15 protein-coding genes and 1 pseudogene are annotated in these 13,910 nt (G+C 69.3%); 6 read left to right on the forward strand and 10 right to left on the reverse strand.

Annotation, left to right across the window (positions count from 1 at the left end; genetic code table 11):
• Together BLU79_RS42165 and BLU79_RS42170 are read left to right on the forward strand one after the other, a co-directional pair.
• On the forward strand, positions 1 to 333 hold a 333-nt coding region (locus tag BLU79_RS42165), incomplete at its 5' end, for a transposase (protein WP_143052568.1).
• A 541-nt stretch (positions 334 to 874) separates the two neighbouring features.
• Positions 875 to 1,018, forward strand: a complete 144-nt coding sequence (locus tag BLU79_RS42170; protein ID WP_256333676.1) for a hypothetical protein — start codon at positions 875 to 877, stop codon at positions 1,016 to 1,018.
• A gap of 259 nt (positions 1,019 to 1,277) precedes the next feature.
• On the opposite strand, the gene BLU79_RS47945 is transcribed toward BLU79_RS42170, so the two are convergent.
• A complete protein-coding gene (locus BLU79_RS47945; protein WP_143052569.1) occupies positions 1,278 to 1,877 on the reverse strand; it encodes a hypothetical protein in 600 nt (199 codons plus the stop codon).
• 306 nt (positions 1,878 to 2,183) lie between these two features.
• On the opposite strand from BLU79_RS47945, the gene BLU79_RS42180 reads away from it, so the two are divergent.
• A complete protein-coding gene (locus BLU79_RS42180; RefSeq protein WP_093911350.1) occupies positions 2,184 to 3,221 on the forward strand; it encodes a lytic polysaccharide monooxygenase auxiliary activity family 9 protein in 1,038 nt (345 codons plus the stop codon).
• Positions 3,222 to 3,293: 72 nt separating this feature from the next.
• On the opposite strand, the gene BLU79_RS42185 is transcribed toward BLU79_RS42180, so the two are convergent.
• Positions 3,294 to 4,163, reverse strand: a complete 870-nt coding sequence (locus tag BLU79_RS42185; RefSeq protein WP_093911351.1) for an esterase/lipase family protein — start codon at positions 4,161 to 4,163, stop codon at positions 3,294 to 3,296.
• Positions 4,164 to 4,357: 194 nt separating this feature from the next.
• Positions 4,358 to 4,804, reverse strand: a complete 447-nt coding sequence (locus BLU79_RS42190) for a MarR family winged helix-turn-helix transcriptional regulator (RefSeq protein ID WP_093911352.1) — start codon at positions 4,802 to 4,804, stop codon at positions 4,358 to 4,360.
• Positions 4,805 to 4,926: 122 nt separating this feature from the next.
• Here BLU79_RS42190 and BLU79_RS42195 point away from each other — a divergent pair, with 122 nt between their 5' ends.
• The gene (locus BLU79_RS42195) at positions 4,927 to 5,301 is read left to right on the forward strand and encodes a cupin domain-containing protein (protein ID WP_093911353.1); all 375 of its coding nucleotides are present in this window, start codon (positions 4,927 to 4,929) and stop codon (positions 5,299 to 5,301) included.
• A gap of 15 nt (positions 5,302 to 5,316) precedes the next feature.
• Here the strand turns inward: BLU79_RS42195 and BLU79_RS42200 are convergent.
• From BLU79_RS42200 to BLU79_RS42225, 6 genes and pseudogenes are all read right to left on the reverse strand, one after another.
• Positions 5,317 to 6,198: pseudogene (locus BLU79_RS42200) on the reverse strand (hypothetical protein); the annotation flags it as partial.
• Between the two features lie 727 nt (positions 6,199 to 6,925).
• The gene (locus BLU79_RS42205; protein ID WP_093911354.1) at positions 6,926 to 7,906 is read right to left on the reverse strand and encodes a DNA polymerase Y family protein; all 981 of its coding nucleotides are present in this window, start codon (positions 7,904 to 7,906) and stop codon (positions 6,926 to 6,928) included.
• Between the two features lie 404 nt (positions 7,907 to 8,310).
• The gene (locus tag BLU79_RS49525; protein WP_256333678.1) at positions 8,311 to 8,700 is read right to left on the reverse strand and encodes a hypothetical protein; all 390 of its coding nucleotides are present in this window, start codon (positions 8,698 to 8,700) and stop codon (positions 8,311 to 8,313) included.
• Between the two features lie 249 nt (positions 8,701 to 8,949).
• Positions 8,950 to 10,581, reverse strand: a complete 1,632-nt coding sequence (locus BLU79_RS42215) for an MFS transporter (RefSeq protein WP_093911355.1) — start codon at positions 10,579 to 10,581, stop codon at positions 8,950 to 8,952.
• A gap of 83 nt (positions 10,582 to 10,664) precedes the next feature.
• On the reverse strand, positions 10,665 to 11,672 hold the full coding sequence (locus BLU79_RS42220) for an NAD(P)H-binding protein (RefSeq protein ID WP_177001396.1): 1,008 nt from the start codon (positions 11,670 to 11,672) through the stop codon (positions 10,665 to 10,667).
• A gap of 224 nt (positions 11,673 to 11,896) precedes the next feature.
• Entirely contained in the window at positions 11,897 to 12,913 is a 1,017-nt protein-coding gene (locus BLU79_RS42225; protein ID WP_093911356.1) for an NAD(P)/FAD-dependent oxidoreductase, read from the reverse strand.
• Between the two features lie 91 nt (positions 12,914 to 13,004).
• Between BLU79_RS42225 and BLU79_RS42230 the strand changes: the two genes are divergently transcribed.
• On the forward strand, positions 13,005 to 13,262 hold the full coding sequence (locus tag BLU79_RS42230; protein WP_093911357.1) for a hypothetical protein: 258 nt from the start codon (positions 13,005 to 13,007) through the stop codon (positions 13,260 to 13,262).
• Between the two features lie 4 nt (positions 13,263 to 13,266).
• Here the strand turns inward: BLU79_RS42230 and BLU79_RS42235 are convergent, their stop codons facing one another.
• Positions 13,267 to 13,467: a hypothetical protein gene (locus tag BLU79_RS42235; protein ID WP_093911358.1), complete on the reverse strand. Its 201-nt coding sequence runs from the start codon at positions 13,465 to 13,467 to the stop codon at positions 13,267 to 13,269.
• A gap of 45 nt (positions 13,468 to 13,512) precedes the next feature.
• Between BLU79_RS42235 and BLU79_RS42240 the strand changes: the two genes are divergently transcribed.
• Positions 13,513 to 13,785 carry a TetR family transcriptional regulator C-terminal domain-containing protein gene (locus BLU79_RS42240; RefSeq protein WP_371132048.1) on the forward strand — a complete coding sequence of 91 codons (273 nt, stop codon included), beginning with the start codon at positions 13,513 to 13,515 and terminating at the stop codon, positions 13,783 to 13,785.
• Positions 13,786 to 13,910: the final 125 nt, after the last annotated feature.

The following is a 13,910-nucleotide window of genomic DNA, read 5'->3' on the forward strand; positions in this document are numbered from 1 at the left end:
ATCCCGTTGCTCGACGCGATCCCGCCCGTCCGCGGCCGAGTTGGCAGGCCCCGCCGCAAGCCCGACTCGCTCTTCGCCGACCGGGGCTACGACCACGACGTCTACCGCGATCAGGTCCGCGATCGCGGCATCGTGCCCGCTATCGCCAGACGCGGCACCCGACACGGCACCGGGCTGGGTACTTACCGGTGGGTGGTTGAGCGAACCTTCGCCTGGCTCCACGGCTTCCGTCGTCTGCGCATCCGCTGGGAACGCAGAGCCGACATCCACGAAGCGTTCCTCAAACTCGCCTGCTGCCTCATCACCCACCGACAACTCGGCTCATTGTGTTAGCTGTTGTTACGAGGGCGTCGTGACTGTCCTGTCAAGACCGCGTGGATCGGTTGACACCAACGGCTGACACCAACAAGCGCGGACAGCGGCGGTAGGAGCTGAACCTCAGCGGACGATCGGCTCAGGTGCACCGCTGATTGATCGACGTTGCCGTCTTCTTGTGATCGACCTGATCAGGATGCGACCACATCCCAAAGCTGTATCCAGCGCGGGCGCCGGCCAATATCCGGGACGGCGCCCCCTGGGTTACCTAGGGCACCGAGACTCCGCCGACCGCGCAGGTAACTGTGGGTGCATATACGTGACAGGAGAACGCCCCCACAGTCACCCGCCCGAGGGGCTATGAGGCTCCGGCAGGCGTGCAATGCTCGGAGAACCCCCCAAATGGCCCAAGATGGCTGCACCGTTGGAGCCCACCCCACCGAACAGGCTTGGCGGCAAGATCGCTGGGGTGGGCCGTGAGTACCTGGGAGGTACTGCAATGAGTGTGGCCCCAAACGGCTCGGCGCTGCCAATCACCCGCCCAAAGGACTGGGCTACCGTGCTCGTGATCATCGTGGTGGTTTACGTTCCCGCCGTAGAGATCCAGAGCATTTTGGCGAGCATGATCGCGCTAGCTGCTGTACTCGTATCCGGCTCCGCCGTGAAGGCAGTAGCAGCGCAGCGGCCCGAACCGACCGTGTGAGAACTGACTAGCCCCACGGGACCAGGAAGAGGGGCATGCAACCTGGAAGGGCGGGAGACGGCCACGTGTGCCCTCTGCGTGCCCGATCGAGGGGCAACGAGCGGGGACCAACGGGGAACCTCGGCGATTGCCGTGGAAACACCCAGGTCACCGTCTCGCCAGGTCAGGTCGCATCCGCGTACGCGATCTTCCAAACTGGTGCTCCATGCCCCAGCCAGCGAGGCTTGGCTGGGCCATGGAGATTCCGCTAACCGCTCGATCAACTGGCGACGTCGCGGTCCAGCGCCGTACTCGCATGCTGGAGGAACTCTCGAACACCTTGGTCCAGATGCTTGAGCATCTCAGGGAACTTTGAGGTGTCATAGGCAACGGTCGAGTCCCCCATCTCCCCAGAGATGCGAGCGAAGCTCTGCAGGATTCGGAACGGGGCAACGAGGCCACTCGACAGCTCCGCCACCTTAGTCACGAACGGTTCGAGTTCAGCCGGTCCGTCCAGGACGACATGCCGGCCGAAGCGGCTGACCTCGTCAGCAAGCGCAATGGCGTGGTCCACGTAACCATCCTTGAATTTACTGTGCTTCAGGTGCGAGGGGGGATTCGTGCCCTCATCCTCAGAAGTCCTCGACGAGTCGAGGAGCCGCCCGAAGTGCACCCAGGGTTGTAAGTGATCGTGGAACGCCGCAACAGCCGATGAGAACGCCTCGTAAGAGGCTCTTCGTGGCTCCCTGCGCTCACGTAATGACTCATTACGCATCTGCATCTTGGTTGCTGACCTTGCGGTCCAGCCAGTCACGATCATGCCGATCGTTCCCACTCCCGCGCCCAACACCGCAGCTATCCCAGCATCCATGACGACCATGATGCCGCCGTAGTGGCACCGCTATGGCGCCATGCGCACGAGTTGGCGAGGTAAGGCACGTCGGCTCCGCTGGGAGCCAATCTGGGAGCCAACCGAGGCGTCCGACGGCGGACGAACACGGACGGCCACGTACAGGTGGCACTGCTCGGACGCAGGTGAGTTGGAGGCCATCCCTCCCTCATCCTGAGCCCTCGGTTAGTCCTGCCTTAAGGCGACCCTAAAGATCGCCGCGAACCCCCTGCGACAGGCGATTTCACGGTTTCTTGGATCCGGCACTCATCAGTTCCGGTTCCGAGGAGATCCCCCATGCCCGCACGCCGCAAGGCCGCCACCATCGCCGCCCTCGGCCTGACCCCGCTCGCCCTGACCGCCCTCGCCACCGCCCCCGCGTCGGCGCACGGCTCGATGGGCGACCCGGTCAGCCGGGTCTCGCAGTGCTACGCGGAGGGCCCGGAGAGCCCGAAGTCCGACGCGTGCAAGGCGGCGGTCGCCGCGGGCGGCACGCAGGCCCTGTACGACTGGAACGGCATCCGCATCGGCGACGCGGCCGGCCGCCACCAGGAGTTGATCCCGGACGGCAAGCTGTGCAGCGCGAACAGCGAGGAGTTCAAGGGCCTCGACCTGGCCCGCGCCGACTGGCCTGCGACCAGCGTGAGCAGTGGGTCGTACACCTTCAAGTACCGCGTGACCGCCCCGCACAAGGGCACCTTCAAGGTCTACATCACCAAGGCGGGCTACGACCCGACGAAGCCGCTGGCCTGGGACGACCTTGACCTGACGAACCCCGTGGCGACGGTCACCGACCCTGCGGCCTCGGGCGGCTTCTACACGTTCTCCGGCACCCTGCCCGAGCGCTCCGGCAAGCAGCTGCTGTACGCGGTCTGGCAGCGCTCGGACAGCCCGGAGGCGTTCTACTCCTGCTCGGACGTGGCCTTCGGCGGCGGCAGCGGTGGGAACGGCAACTCCGGCACCGATGACTCCGACGGTGGCGACACCGGCGGCGACACCGGCGGCGGGGCCGCTCCGGCTCCGAGCGCCTCCGCGCCCTCCGAGGAGCAGATCGAGGACGGTGCCGACCAGTCGACGGTCGAGCACCACGGCCACGGGGACCAGGACGCCAGTACGTCGGCGGAGCCGGCCGCGGCGGCCGAGGAGGCGCAGTCCGCCACCCCGGCCAACCAGCCGAAGGCGGCAGGCGCGACCGAGAACCTCGCCGAGACCGGCGGGGACAGCAGCACGGCGTATCTCGCGATGGGCGGTGCGGCGACCCTGGCGCTCGGTTCGGCGGTCCTGTTCGCGTCGGTGCGCCGACGCGCGGCCGGCGGCGCTCGCCACGGCCGCTGACCCAGGACTCCGGGGTCTGACCGGCGGCTCAGGCCGGTCAGACCCCGGTGGTGTGTTCTGTGCCTACCGCTCTCAACCGATCACCGAGGCGCAGGTGGTGGGCGTGGCGCGGGCCGGGTCGAGCGCGTTGACCACCTCGTGGAAGGCGATCCGGTCGGTCAGGCCGATGAGCGCGTGCTCGGACAGGTCGACCGCGCACAGGTCCTGGATCAGGACGTTCTTCACGTCGGGCCCGTTCAGGAACTGGCTTCGGTACGGCGTCACCACCTCGTCGTACTTGGTGGCGATGACGGTGTAGCGGACACCGGGAACGGTGTCGCCGCCGGCGTTGAGCTTGGTCATGAACTCGGAGCCGACGACCTGCTGGGCGAGGGCGGGGGTGGCGGCGGAGAGCAGGTCCTCGGCGCCGGGGAAGTACGGCAGCAGGTTGGTGAGCCCCGCCAGGGTGGTGCCGTGGTTGTTGGGGGCGATACCGACGAGGGCGTTCACCTTGGCGGCGCCGCCGAGGAACTTGACGTAGTAGCGGGGCATCATGCCGCCCTGCGAGTGGCCGACGAGGTCGGCCTCGGCGGCGCCGGTCGCGGCGAGCACCTTGTCGACATAGGCGGACAGTTGCTCGGCCGACTTGTCGATGGGGCCGAGGGCGTGGAAGAACGGCACGCCCGGCAGCTGGCCGTAGTCGAGGGAGAAGACGCAGTAGCCACGGTTCTTCAAGTAGGGCGCGAGTCCCAGCCAGTTGTCGACGGAGTTCGCGAAGGTGCCGTGCACGAGGACGACGGGGCGGGGATGGGCGGCGGACGGCTTGCAGGAGAAGTCGTTCCAGCCACTGCTCGACGTCGCCGTCGTTTCCGCCGCCTGGGCGGTGGTGGCGGGGACGACGGCGACCGCGGCGGTCAGCAGCAGCGCGGCCAGGGGTCTGAGCACTCGTTTCCAGGGCAGCATCGTGTGATCTCCTTGCGGCTCAAGGGAGGTGCGACGGCCTTACGCCCTGTGATCCGGATCACGAGGATGCTGTTCACTCGTCAAGTTACGGGCGAGTAGGAGACGTGTGAAGTTACGCGTCAGTAAAAACTTCCAGTGATAGTCCAGTGGTGGCCGATGATGGCAGGAGACGCGTCGTAATCACTGACGAACCGTCACCAGGTAGGCCTGATTGGCCCCTTGGGAACAATGCGCACCAATTGCTCGCGCAGCGCCCGCACTTGCCCCTCACCCAGCACCTCGCCCCACGCCCGCACGACATCCGCAGCCGCCTCGTCGGCCGCACGGGTACAGGCCCACCCCCGCTCGGTCAGCACGACCAGCCGGGCACGCGCGTCGCCGGGATGCGCCCGTCGCTCGGCGTATCCCTTGCGCACGATCTCGTCGACGAGCTGGCTGGCCGCCTGCTTGGTCACGCCGAGATGGGCGGCGAGGTCGGTGACCGTCGCACCGCCCGGGGCGAGCCGGGCGAACGCGAACCCGTGCGCGGGCCGCAGCCCCTCGAAGCCCCGGGCGACCACGCCGGCATGAATGCGTTGCGTGAGCTCGCCGGCCACGGCGAGCAGGGCGGCGGACAGGGCCATGGCTTCGGAGTTCTGCACGCAGGCATTGAAACACCCTTGACGTATTGGTCAAGCTGCTTGACCATCGGATCGGAATGGTCAAGCAGCTTGACCATTCCGAACCGGTTAGTTAATCAGCAGGCACTCAACAGGAGGCACCCATGCCCGTAGTCCGCGCATCCGAAGCCGTCACCCACGAGATCCACGGCGCCCGCTTCGTCTCGTACGCCACCCCCCTCACCGGCAGCAAGGAGCTCTGCGCCTGGCGCGGCGAGATACCGGCCGGGACCAAGGCTCCCGCGCACACCGTCAACCGCGAGGAGATCCTCCACCTGCTCGACGGCGAGCTGCTGATCACACTCGACGACCGCACCGAGCGGATCCGCTCAGGCGACACTCTGATCATCAACCCCGGCGCGACCCTGACCGTCGAGAACCCGGGCGACCGTACCGCCGTCACCTGGGTCACCACGTCCATAGGCCTGACGGCGGAGCTCGCCGACGGCACGCGCATCACGCCGCCGTGGGCCAACTGAGCCCCGGGCGGCGAGCGGGTCGAAAGTGGGCCGGTCAGGGGCCTGTTCGGCGGGATCGAGGCCCTCGGCGCGCAGGGCGAGGGCGCGGACACGGGCACTCTGAGTGCCGAGGGCGTCGTACAGGGCATACGCCGCTCCGGTCAGCGCCGTCGAGTGGGCCGTCGGTTCCGTCAGGGTACGGCTGCGGGTCGTCGAGGCGCGGTCGGTGTGGCGGACGGTGAGGGTCAGGGTGCGGCAGACCTTGTCCAGGGCGCACAGCCGGGCGCCCAGTTCCTCGGCGGCGGACAGCAGGGCGCGGCGGAGCCGGTCGGGGTCGGACTCGTCGCGCGTGAAGGGACGTTCCGTGACCAGCGACCGCGATACGACCTTCGGGACGACCCGGCCCCGGTCGATTCCGCTCGCCTTCTCGCGCAGTTCGCGGCCGGCCAGCTCGCCGACCAGGCGCTGAAGCGTGGACAGCGGCGCGGCGGCGACCCGGCCGAGCGTGTCGAGGCCGTACTCGCCCAGGGTGCGGGCGGTCGCGGCACCGACGCCGGGCAGGGTGGCGACGGGCCTCTCGGCGAGGAACTCCGCGACGGCCTCCGGCTCCTCGGGCACGGCACAGGTCACCCCGGGCCGCGCGTCCCGCGCCGCCACGCGGGCCAGCATCGGCCCCGGCCCGGCGCCGATCGCGCAGTCGACCCCGTGGTGGGCGAGGGCGCGCAGCCGGATCGCCGACGCCAGCTCGACCGCGTCCCGCCCGAAGTGCCGCTCGGCGCACCGCAGATCGGCCAGCGCCCCGTCCGGCGGCAACGCCTCCACGACCGGCGTGAAGTCCTCCAGTAACCCGAGCAGCCCCGGCAGGACCGCCGCCTCGCCCGTCGGCGGCAGCTGGAAACGTACGCAGAGGATGGTCATCCCGCACTCCCGGGCTCTGGTGCCACGACTTCCGCAACATCCGCGATATCCGCAACTTCCGTATTTGTGAAGGCTCTTGGTCCGCGGTCGCGGATCCGCCCACGGGTTCGGTTCGTATCCCGCGGGCATTTGGATTCACCCGACTCGCACGCGACGTCAGTGGACCGCGTCCTCGCGCGCGGCGCCGGCGGACGGCGTTCCCGGCGCATGTGTCAGTCCGCCAGAGCCGCCGGCTGAGTGGTGGTCGACTCAGGCGGCACCATCACGATCCTGTGGACCTGCAATGCCCAGGCCAACCAGAAAGGACCCTCACCTGACATCCGTCTCAGGAGCGCTACGCCGTGTCCATCCGGCCCGCGGCCAGCGCGTCATACAGCCCGCCGTTCCTTGCGATGACCAGCAAGGTCTGAGTGCTCAGACCTCGGCGGCCCCTGGTCTGATGGTGTGCGGTGAGCACCTCATCAGGCCAGAGGCCGCTATCGGTGGGCCGTCGGCTTCTTGGCTTGATCTTTGACCTCGTCACGAGATGCCGAGCGGGAGGACGCGTTCGCGTGGGCGTCACACGTCCCGACTGAAGCCGCATCTGCCGAAGTCCGGGCAGCACGGCGGCCGTTGGAGTGCCAACCGTCACCCCGGCCAGGGCGGCAACCAGTTGATCAGCCGGGGACGGAACAGGAACCGTTGAACGGCGCAGGACGGAAGTAGTCGTAGTTCTTCGCACAAGCGGTCAGTCCGCCAGAGCAGCCGGCCGTACGGCCTGCGGCCCGAAGCGTCGGCGGGCGCGGTCCGCGGCGACCTCGGCCGCGCGGGCCCGGGCATCGCCGGGATCCAGGGAGAGCTGGCGGTAGGCGCTGTCGGCCGGCAGCAGTCCGTCGGCACGGATCACGAAGGCACGGACTCGCGCTCGCTGCAGCCCCAGGGAAGTCAGCAGACCGAGGGCAGCCGCGGCAAGGGCGGGTGAGTGGCTGGTGGATTCCGGCAGTGTGCGCGTGCGCGCGGTGGAGCTGCGGTCGGCGTACCGCACCGTGAGGGTGAGCCTGCTGGCGGCCTGGCTCTCGCCGCGGAGGCGCCCGCCGATCTGGTCGGCAAGCCCCAGGACTGCCCGGTGATGCAGTGCGGGGGCGAGACAGTCCCGCTCCAACACGAGGTCGGCGGTCAGGTGCGCTGCCGGTTCCCAGGGGATGACCGGGCGGGGATCATTGCCTCGGGCGCGCTCGGCCAGCGGCCGGGCCGAGTCGGCTCCGAGGAGTCGCTGCAGGGTCGCCGCGGGTATGTCGACGACCTGGCCGATGGTGTGCAGTCCATATCTGTTGAGGGTTTCCGCCGTGGCGCGGCCGATGCCGGGCAGCGCGGTGACCGGGCGGGGGTACAGCCAGTCGGCGGCCTGCCCAGCGCGGACCCAGGTGGTGTCTCCGGGTGCGGACGCGTCGGCCGCCATCGCCGCCAGCATCCGGTTGTTCGCGAGCCCGGCGCTGCAGTCGATGCCGTAGAGGAGCTTCAGTCTCATCATCGTCGTCTGGACCATGTCGTAGGGAGAGAGGTCGAAGTACCTGAGCGCCGAGGTCAGGTCGAGCTGGACGGCGCCCGGCGGGACGGCCTGGACGTGAGGCGTGACACCGGACATCAGTTCGATCACATCGCCGAACTGGGCCTCGCTCAGTGCCGCGTGCAGATGGAGGTGGGCGATGTGCCGCTGACGTGTGCTCATCCCGCGCTCCCAGCTTCTCGGGCAGGCCCACGATCTGCAGGTTGTCGCGGACGCCGATCAGGACGGTGCCGCCGTCCTGCGATGCGAAGGCGGCGATGGTCTTGAGCATCTTCTTCCGGGAGTCGCCCTCCGGGACCTCCTGTTCGCACTCCAGGTGCTTTCCCTCCCCGTTCGCAAGGAGAAGCTCCAGCTCCGGGCCGGGCTGCTCCCAGACGACCGAGGCATCGCGGGCGCGCCCGTACGTGGGAGCGCGTTGCTGTCGTGGGGGCGCTGGTGGAGGAAGGCGCTGAGGGCTTGGTCGAAGTTCAGAAATGAGGGGCCGTCCCCGACCAGCAGGTCGTGGCCGGACTGGGGCGTGTTGGCGTCCCGGTTGAGGGTCCACTCGGTGCGCGGCCACGACGTGGTCACCCGGCCCCACTCTTGCTGGCCGCGCAGCCAAGAGGTGGGGGCGCTGGACGGCGACGGGCCGGGGGCGACGACGTGGAGACCGTGGATGACCTGTTCGTCACCCCGCAGCAGCGCGGCGACCGTCGGCCAGGCAGGCGCAGCTCCAGGAAGCTCGCCGTGCTGTAGCGCCAGGCCCGCTCCGTCACCGGGGTGTCGTCGTTCAAGGTGACCTGCCCATGGTGCAGTTGCCACTGCTGTCCGTTCGCGACCAGTGCCAGCCGGACGTTCACGGCGGCGCGCTCGCTGAGCATCGCCACCAGGACGGCCATGTCGGTCTGCCCGTTGTTCGCCGTTGCCCGGCTTCCCTCTCCCCGCAGCGTGTGGAGCCGAACCAGGCGCATCGTCACGGCCCGTGCTCCCGAGCAGGCTACCCCGGGGGTTGGTGAGTCGAGCAGCGCGAGATGGCGGCCGCGGCGCAGTGCGGCGCTGCCCGACCGTGGACCACGCGCGCCCTGCGCATCTGGCGCCGCCGGGCTCCTGCCCGACGCGCCTGGCGGGCGATCCGGCGGAGGCGGTGCCCGGCGCCCCGGCGGACGCGTCGCCCGTCGATCCCGCGGACGCGTCCCCAGCGATCCAGTGGACGCCCCGTCGGCGATCTAGCGGGTGGCCCCGGTGTGCTCCCGCACAGTGGCCGCCTCGTTCGCCGTCGTCCCGGCCCCCGGCTCGGCGCTCTGCTTCGCGAAGCCGCGCCGGCCCGGCAGGATGGCGAGGACGATCAGTGTTCCGGCGGCCATGATGATCCCGCCGATGAGGCTGGTCTGGGCGACTCCGTGGGCGAAGGCCTGGTGGACGGCGTCCACGGCGGCCTGGGCCTGCTGGGGCCCGGCGGCGGGATCCTGCGCGACCCGCTCCGCGACGGCCAGGCCGGCGCCGACCGAGTCCTTGGCGGTCTCCATCGCCTGCGCCGGGAGCCGGTTGCCCACCAGGTCGGTCAGCTCGTCGCGGTAGGCCGTGCCCAGCAGCGAGCCCAGCACCGCGATGCCCAGCGCCCCACCCAGCTCGAGCGCGGTGTCGTTGACCCCGCCGCCGACGCCCAGCTCGGACTCGGGGAAGGAGCCCATGATCGTGTCGGTCGCCGGGGAGATGGCCAGTCCGAGCGCGAGGCCCAGCATCATCAGCGGCGTCAGGAAGTCCCCGTACGTCGACCCCTTGTCGATCTGGGTGAGCAGGAACATGCCCGCCGTGCCGACGGCCAGGCCGGTCACGGCCATCACCCTCACCCCCAGCTTCGGGGCGAGCACCCCGGTCACCGCGGACCCGAGGAACACCGCACCGCCCAGCGGCAGCAGCCGTACACCCGTGTCCAGGGCGCCGTAGCCGAGGACAAACTGCAGGAACTGCGTCGAGTAGTAGATCACGGCGAACATGCCGAAGAAGAAGAACATCACCGCGAGCATCGAGCCGCTGAAGGGCCGCAGCGCGAACTTTCGGACGTCCAGCATCGGGTGCGGGTGCCGCAGCTCCCAGGCGACGAAGGCGACCAGACCGACACCGGCGACCACGGCGGCGGTGACGGGGCCGACGCCCCAGCCGGAGTGCGGGCCCTCGATGGCGGCGTAGATCAGGGAGCCGACCGTGACGATCGACAGCAGACCACCGACGTAGTCGATCCGGCCCATGCCCTCCGCCTTGGACGGCGGTACCAGGACGAGCGCGCCGAACACGGCGGCAACGGCTATCGGCACGTTGATCAGGAAAGTCGAGCCCCAGGCGTGGTCCTCAAGCAGCCAGCCGGAGACCAGCGGGCCGACGGCTACCGCCACCCCGGAGGTCGCGGCCCAGGCGGTGATGGCCTTGGCCCGCTCACTCCGGGGGAAGGTCGCGACCACCAGGGACAGCGTGGCCGGCATCACGACCGCGGCACCCACACCCATGATCGCGCGGGCCACGACGACCAGCGAGGTCTCGTCGACCATGCTCCCCATCACCGAACCGCCGGCGAAGATCAGCAGACCCAGCACCAGCGCGCCGCGCCGGCTGTACTTGTCGCCGATCGCGCCCAGCACCAGCATCAGCGCCGCGTAGGGAACGGTGTAGGAGTCGACGACCCACTGCAGATCACTGCTGCTCAGGCCCAGGTCGGTGGTCATGTCGGGGGCGGCGACGATCAGCGACGTGTTCGCCATCACCGTGATCAGCAGGCTCAGGCACAGCACGAGCAGCGCCCACCAGCGCCGTCTGTACGGCCCGGTCATTTTCTCCACGGGGGTATGTGCAAGGAAGGGCATCAGTAGCTCCTCAGAGGGACGGGGCGGACGAGCGGAAGCTCTGAATTGCCCATCGCGTGGCGTCAGGTTCTGCTCCGGAGCGCTCAGTGGCTCGGAGCACCCGCCAGTTCGCGCAGGCGCGTATTGTTCTCCAGCGCCCACCGCACGGTCCGCGGCGGGTGCCCGAGCAGGGTTTCCAGTTGGTCGGAGAAGGCGTCGTACCGCCCGCTGGCGATCAGCCTGGTCTGGATCCTCAGGTGCGCCGCCACGTGCCGGGCCGCACCCGGATCGCCCAGGGACTCCTGCAGGACGGTCTCGTCAAGGAAGGCCTCGTTCCAGGCCTCCACTTCCTCGGGGATGTAGGTGACCTCGCGTCCCAGCACGGCTGCGTAGTCCTCAGCGAACCCGTACATGTCCTTCAGCTCCGGGCCGGTGAGCGCGTAGGACTTCGAGATGTGCGGTGCGGGGTCGACCAGCACCTTCACGCACACCTCTGCCACGTCGTGAACGGCGATGGGCGCGAGCCGCTGCTTGCCGAAGGGCAGGCGCAGTTCACCGTTGCTCAGCGGGCCCTGTTGCATCCAGGTCAGGTGGGGGTTCTCGGCGAACAGGGTCGGACGCACGTTGATGGTCGGCAGGCCGGACCAGTCCAGCACCCGCTCGCAGACCCAGTGCGCCCGCTGCTGCGGTGACCAGTCCGTGACCACTCCGCCGAGCCAGGAATGCCGCTCCTCATCCGGTGCGGTCATCTTCTCAAGCGTCATGTACGACTGCTCGTAGTTGGACAGGTGCACGAAGGCCTCGATGTCGCCCTGGGCTCGCGCCGCCGCGGCCATCACGGTGAGGGCATCGGCGTAGTACGGCTGCGGGGTCATGCTGAAGTAGATGCGCTTGACACCCTTCAGCGCGGCGGCCACGTCCGCGAGTTTGAGCAGGTCGCCGACGAAGACCTCGGCCCCGGCCTCGCGCAGCGACTGCGCGCGTTCGTCGTCCCGTCGCACGAACGCGCGCACCGGGTGGCCCTGTTCGAGCAGCATGTCGACCATCACCCTGCTCACGCCACCGACTTGACCGCCGGCGCCGGTGATCAGAATGGGATTGCGTTCCGTCATTGTTGTGTCCTTCATCTGGTTGGGGTGGGTCGGCCGTTCAGGAAGCCGAGGATGTGAAGTCGTCGAGGCGGGCGAGGAGGTCGAGGAGGGGGGCGTTGACCTCGGCGCGACGCTCCTGCCGCCTACTTGCTGGGCATGGCAGAGAGCCGTCTGGAAACTGATTGGTTTCTCACCGATGAAGGTGAGGCGAGCGGGTGACGGGCTGAGATCTCAGGGCTTCGAGATCATCGTGTGGCCGCTTTTGGGCTTGCCTCGGCGATCCTGTGGAGGGCCGCGTCGGTGTCCGCGGTGGCCAGCGCGCTGTTGATGTCGGCGCCGGCCAGTGCGCCGGCCGCTGCGGAGGCTCCGACCTGGGCGACCAGATCGGTGGCGTTGCCGGCCACCCACACACCCGGCACCTCGGTGGTGCCGGCCATGCCGGAAGCGAAACCGCGGCCCTTCGGCAGGTCCTGCACCGGCAGGCCCAGACCTTCCAGACCCTGGGTGCGGGCCTGCATCGGCGCGGCGACCGCGACGACGCGGCGGGCCACGACCTGGCCGTCGGCCAGGCGCACCCCGGCGAGGGCACCGTCCTCGTCGTTGACGACCTCGGTGACCGGGGTGTCGATGACGCGGATGCCGCGGGCGGCGAAGCGGGCGCGGCTGTCCTCGTCCAGGTCGGTGCCGTGGGTGAAGTAGGTCAGGTCCTCGGTCAGCTGACGGAACAGATACGCGTGGCCGATGGAGGCCGGGCCGGTGGCGAGGATACCGAGGGGCTCATCGCGCACCTCCCAGCCGTGGCAGTACGGGCAGTGCACCACACTGTGCCCCCAGTGCTCGGCGAGCCCGGGCACCTGTGGCAGCACATCCGTGAGGCCGGTGGCCACCAGGATGCGGCGAGCGGTGATGCTGCGGCCGTCGGCCAGGGTGACGGTGAACCGCAGGTCCCCGTCCGCCGACGGGGCGGCGGACTCGGCCGAGACCACCTCGCCGAACACGACGCGTCCGCCGTACTGGCGCACCTGCTCCCGGCCCCGTCGAAGGATCTCGGACGGCGGGGTGCCGTCCAAGACGATGAAACCGTGCACGGCCTCCGCGGGCGCGTTGCGCGGGGAGCCGCTGTCGATCACGACGACCGAGCGGCGGGAGCGGGCGAGGATCAGTGCACCGTTCAGCCCCGCGGCGCCCCCGCCGATCACCACCGCGTCGACGGTCCCCTCGGCCAGTGCGTCGCTCGCGTACGGAGGAGTCGCCACTGCCATGGCCTCCTGCGTTTCCTCATCAGTCATGGTTCGGTCAGCCCTTCGAGTTCTGGGTGGTTGGAGGGGGGCAGCTGTTCAGGAAGCCGAGGATGTGGTCGGCGACCGTCTTGGGCTGTTCGAGGTGCAGGAAGTGCCCCGCGCCGAGGACAGCCCGACGTTCGTGATGTACAGATCCAGTCCGGCGATGAAACTCGCCGTCGCCAGGACCGCGAGGATCAGACCGGGCCTTGCCGGCCTGGAAGGCATCGCAATGCCGGGCGGCGCGGAGGAGTGCAAGGCATGGGTTGCTCTCCATCGCGCCAGGCGTGCACGCACCCTGTCCGGTGAGCTCAGGACGGTTGTGTACTGAACAGTCAGAAACCTAGGTGGTTCTGTACTGAGTTGTCAAGTGCGACAGGTCGGCCCTCGCTCGCCACGACGATGCCCGGAATGTTGAGTTTGGGCTTCTTGGTGATCGCGGGCTTGGCCAGCAGCAAGGCACCGATCAGGGCGGGGGCCGCGAAGGCGACGTTCACGTACATCACCCACCGCCACGACGCCCATTCGGTGAGCATGCCGCCGAGCAGCAGCGCGAACCGCTCGATGGTTTCGCCGCCAAGATGGCCCTGGAGGTCGGCACCTCCGGCCCCGAGGTGGAACGCCTGGCCAACGACTGCTTCTCCGCGGTCGCGACAGCGGTGGCCGAGTGCGTGCGATCAGCGCAGCGCAACGGCGACATCGACCCCGACGCCGATCCCGACGACCTCGCGTACCTTCTGCTGACCATCATCCGAGGCATCGATGCCGTAGGCGCATACGGCCACAGCCCCGACCGCCCGACCTCGACCGCGGAGAGCGCGTTCGCCCTGCCGCCTCGCCCCCGCCACCACTGACAAGGGCACGGCCGGCCTCGTTGCACCGGCACCTGATGCGGTCGGCCCACTTCGACGCCGCCGAGGCACGGCCCGTAGGTTTACGCGCCGCCGGGCGGTCGTCTGGGCGGTTGGCGAAGAACTGT

The sequence above is a fragment of the Streptomyces sp. cf386 genome, assembly GCF_900103585.1.
In the GTDB taxonomy this organism is placed as follows: Bacteria; Actinomycetota; Actinomycetes; order Streptomycetales; family Streptomycetaceae; genus Streptomyces.